The organism is Achromobacter sp. UBA5777 (assembly GCF_002418565.1).
In the GTDB taxonomy this organism is placed as follows: domain Bacteria; phylum Pseudomonadota; class Gammaproteobacteria; order Burkholderiales; family Burkholderiaceae_B; genus Achromobacter; species Achromobacter animicus.
Window position 1 is genome coordinate 1 of sequence record NZ_DIEJ01000266.1, and the last position, 3669, is coordinate 3669.

The following is a 3669-nucleotide window of genomic DNA, read 5'->3' on the forward strand; positions in this document are numbered from 1 at the left end:
GCACGCTGCTCGCCGCCACCGACCGCCCCGGTTCCGACGCTGGACCCGCCCGCCGTGGCGGCACGCTCGTCGCCACGTGGGGCGGCCTGGAGCCGCAAGCCCTGTTCGTGCCGGGCGGCGGCGGTTCCAGCCCGTTTCAGACGTCCACCAAGATCCTGGAACGCCTGCTCAAGCTGGACGCCGACCTGAAATTCCAGCCCGCGCTGGCCCTGTCGGTCACGCCGTCCGCAGACTTTCGCAGCTACACGATCAAGCTGCGCGAGAACGTCACCTGGCACGACGGCGCGCCGTTCACGTCGGCCGATGTGGTCTACAACGTACTGCAGCACTGGAAGCCCATTTCGGCCGGCATCGCGCTCAAGTCGCTGACAGAAGCCTCGGCGCCGGATCCGCACACGGTTGTGCTGACCTTCAACGCCCCGGTGCCCGAGTTCTTCCTGAAGTCCACCCTGTCCGGCCAGTATCAACTGCTGGTGCCCAAGCACCTGTACGACGGCAAGGACCTGATCACCAATCCGCTGAACAACACGCCGGTGGGCACCGGGCCGTGGAAGTACGGCAAGTGGGTGCGCGGGAGCCATGTCGAGTACCTGCGCAACGACAAGTACTGGAACGCCACGCAGCCGAACCTGGACAAGTTGGTGATCCGCTGGTGGGCGGACCCCGCCTCGCGCGGCGCGGCGCTGGAAACCGGCGAGCTGGGCCTGGCCTATTCCAACCCCGTGCCCGCGCGCGACATCGACCGGCTGGTCAAGACCGGCAAGGTCGTCGTGGATACGCGCGGCTACCAGAACACCGCGTGGACGGTCACCGTCGAGTTCAACCAGCGGCGCGACATCGTCAACCGCCGCGAGGTCCGCCAGGCCATCCTGCACGCCATCGACCGGCAATTCATCGTCGACACCATCTATTACGGCCGCGGCAAGCCGGCGATTGCGCCCATCTTCAGCAGCAATCCGCTGTTCTTCACCGACGATGTGCCGCGCTATGCCTTCGATCCGAAGAAGGCGGCCGCCCTGCTGGACGCGGCTGGCTTGCCGGTCAAGGACGGCAAGCGCTTCACCGTCAACCTGCTGGCCGCCGCCTGGTTCGAGGAGAACGCCAAGCTCGGCCAGTACCTGAAACAGGCGCTGGAAGACGTCGGCATCGCCGTGAAGCTTGATTCCGTGGACCGCGCCACTGCGCTCAAGCGCATCTATGGCGAATACGACTACGACATCGCGGTATCGAACTTCACGTCGCCGCTGGAGCTGGTGCCCACCGTAACGCAGTTCTTCACGACCGACGGCATCGTCAAGGGCGCCGCGTTCCGCAACGCCACGGGCTATTCCAGCCCCGAAATGGATGGCATCGTCGGCAAGCTGGCCGTCGAAACGGATCCGGAGGCCCGCCGCAAGCTGGCTGCGCAGTTCGCCCGCCTGGCGTCCACCGACGTGCCGATCGTGCCGCTGGTGGAAATCCAGTCGTTCACGCTGGCCGGCAAGAACGTGCGCAACTTCACGACCGGCGCCAACGTCCAGGGCGAAACCCTGGCCGACGTTTGGCTGCAGGCCTGAGGACGACATGGCTCTCCGCCTGATCTCGCGCCGGCTGCTTCAGGCCATTCCGCTCCTGCTGGGCGTTGTGGTGCTGAACTTTGCCCTGATCCAGTCCGTGCCGGGGACCTTCCTGGATGTCATGACGGCCGAGCAGCAGGTCACTGACCCGGCGCTGATCGAGCGCCTGCGCGTGACCTACGGGCTGGACCAGCCACCGGCGGTGCAGTTGCTCAAGTACATCGGGTCGGTCGCACAACTGGATCTGGGTTACTCCTACCGCCACAACCTGCCGGTGCTGGACGTGATCCTGGCGCACCTGCCCGCCACGCTTGGGCTGATGCTGGCCAGCATCGCCATCGCCGTACTGGTGGGCGTGGCGGCCGGCATCGTGTCGGCCGTCAAGGTCAACACGTGGTGGGACAGCGCCGTGTCGGCCTTCGCGGTGCTGTGCTTTGCGGCGCCGAGCTTCTGGCTGGGCATCATGCTGATCATTATGTTCTCGGTGAAGCTGGGCTGGTTTCCGGTGGGCGGCATGGTCACCATCGGGCTGGACGGCGGGCTGTGGCGCCAGGCGCTGGACATCCTGCACCACCTGGCGCTGCCGGCCGTGGCGTTGGGACTGTTCTATTCCGCCGCCTATGCCCGCGTGATGCGCGCCTCGATGCTGGAAGTCAGCCGCATGGATTACGTGCGCACGGCCCATGCCAAGGGGTTGACCCGCGTCGCCGTCGTGTTGCGCCATGTACTGCGCAACGCCGTCCTTCCCATCGTGACCCTGCTGGGCCTGCAACTGGGCGCCGTGCTGGGCGGCAGCATCGTCATCGAGTCGGTGTTCAGCTGGCCCGGCATCGGCGCCGTGCTGTTCGACAGCGTCATGAGCCGCAACTACCCGGTCGTGCTGGGCATCCTGGTGCTCAGTTCGGTCGTGGTCATCATCGCCAACATCTTTGTGGATCTGGCGTATACGCGCCTGGATCCGCGCATCAAGGCCGCCTGACATGTCCGCTACCTCCGCTGCAACTGTCCCCGCCGCCGCGCCGGCCGCCCGCCGCCCGGATGCGTTCGCCATGCGCTTTGCCCGCAACCGCGGCGCCGTGGCCGGCGCGCTGGTCCTGCTGCTGGTCGCGCTGGTGGCGGCCGGCGCCGACTGGCTTTATCCCGTCAACCCGCTGCGCATCGTCGGCGCGCCCGAGATCTGGCCGTTCGAGTCCTGGCGTTATCCGCTGGGCACGGACTCCATGGGCCGCGACATCGCCGCTCTCATTGCCCACGGCGCGCGCGCGACGCTCCTGATCGGCCTGGTGGCCGCCGCCACCGCCACGCTGATCGGCGTTACCGTTGGCGCGGCTGCTGCCTGGGCAGGCGGCTGGGTGGATGAAGGGTTGATGCGCCTGACCGAACTGTTCCAGATCATTCCCAACGTGGTCTTCGTGCTGACGGTCGTATCGGTGCTCGGTCCACGCATCGAGCACATCACGCTGGCGGTAGGCCTGGTGTCCTGGCCGCCGATCGCCCGTCTGACTCGCGCGGAATTCCTGTCCTTCAAGGAGCGCGAATTCGTGCAGGCCTGCCGCGCGGTCGGCATGAGCCCGTGGCGCATCGCCGCCGCCGAAGTCCTGCCCAATGCGCTGCCGCCAGTCATCGTGATGTCGTCGCTGGTGGTGGCCGGGGCCATCCTGTACGAATCGGTGGTGTCCTTCCTGGGGCTGGGCGATCCCAACATCGCAAGCTGGGGCCGGCTGGTGGGCGAAGGCCGCAGCCTGATCCGATCCTCCTGGTACATCTGCGCCGTGCCCGGCGTGGCCATCATGCTTACCGTGCTGTCGCTGAACCTGGTCGGCGACGGCCTGAACGACGCGCTCAATCCCACGCTGCAAAAGCGCTGAGCCGTCCACTTCTGGAAGTCTTTCTCATGACGCATTCCCCCCAAAATCTTGGCGACCTTGCCGATCCGCGCCTGCCGGCCGACCTGCCCGCGCTCATCGACCTGCGCGTGCCTGACGCACCTTGGCAGTTGACCCACGGCGAGGCCGACCGCCTGGCCGGCGGCGTGGCCGCGTGGCTGACCGCGCGCGGCCTGCCGCCCGGCTCACGCGTCGCCATCGCTGCGCTGAACCGCGCCGAGTACCTG

4 protein-coding genes are annotated in these 3669 nt (G+C 67.2%); all 4 read left to right on the forward strand.

Annotation, left to right across the window (positions count from 1 at the left end; translation table 11 throughout):
- A partial coding sequence (locus B3446_RS23000) for an ABC transporter substrate-binding protein (protein WP_291385637.1) occupies nt 1-1556 on the forward strand: 1556 nt, incomplete at its 5' end.
- Between the two features lie 7 nt (nt 1557-1563).
- Nucleotides 1564-2535: an ABC transporter permease gene (locus B3446_RS23005; protein ID WP_291385639.1), complete on the forward strand. Its 972-nt coding sequence runs from the start codon at nt 1564-1566 to the stop codon at nt 2533-2535.
- A gap of 1 nt (nt 2536) precedes the next feature.
- On the forward strand, nt 2537-3424 hold the full coding sequence (locus B3446_RS23010) for an ABC transporter permease (protein WP_291385641.1): 888 nt from the start codon (nt 2537-2539) through the stop codon (nt 3422-3424).
- Between the two features lie 26 nt (nt 3425-3450).
- Nucleotides 3451-3669: AMP-binding protein (locus B3446_RS23015; protein ID WP_349680056.1), on the forward strand; the 219-nt coding region annotated here is incomplete at its 3' end.

What these genes read in the sequence shown, in the direction of transcription:
- B3446_RS23005 (WP_291385639.1), top strand. Translation starts at nt 1,564, where the DNA reads ATGGCTCTCCGCCTGATCTCGCGCCGGCTGCTTCAGGCCATTCCGCTC.
- B3446_RS23010 (WP_291385641.1), top strand. Translation starts at nt 2,537, where the DNA reads ATGTCCGCTACCTCCGCTGCAACTGTCCCCGCCGCCGCGCCGGCCGCC.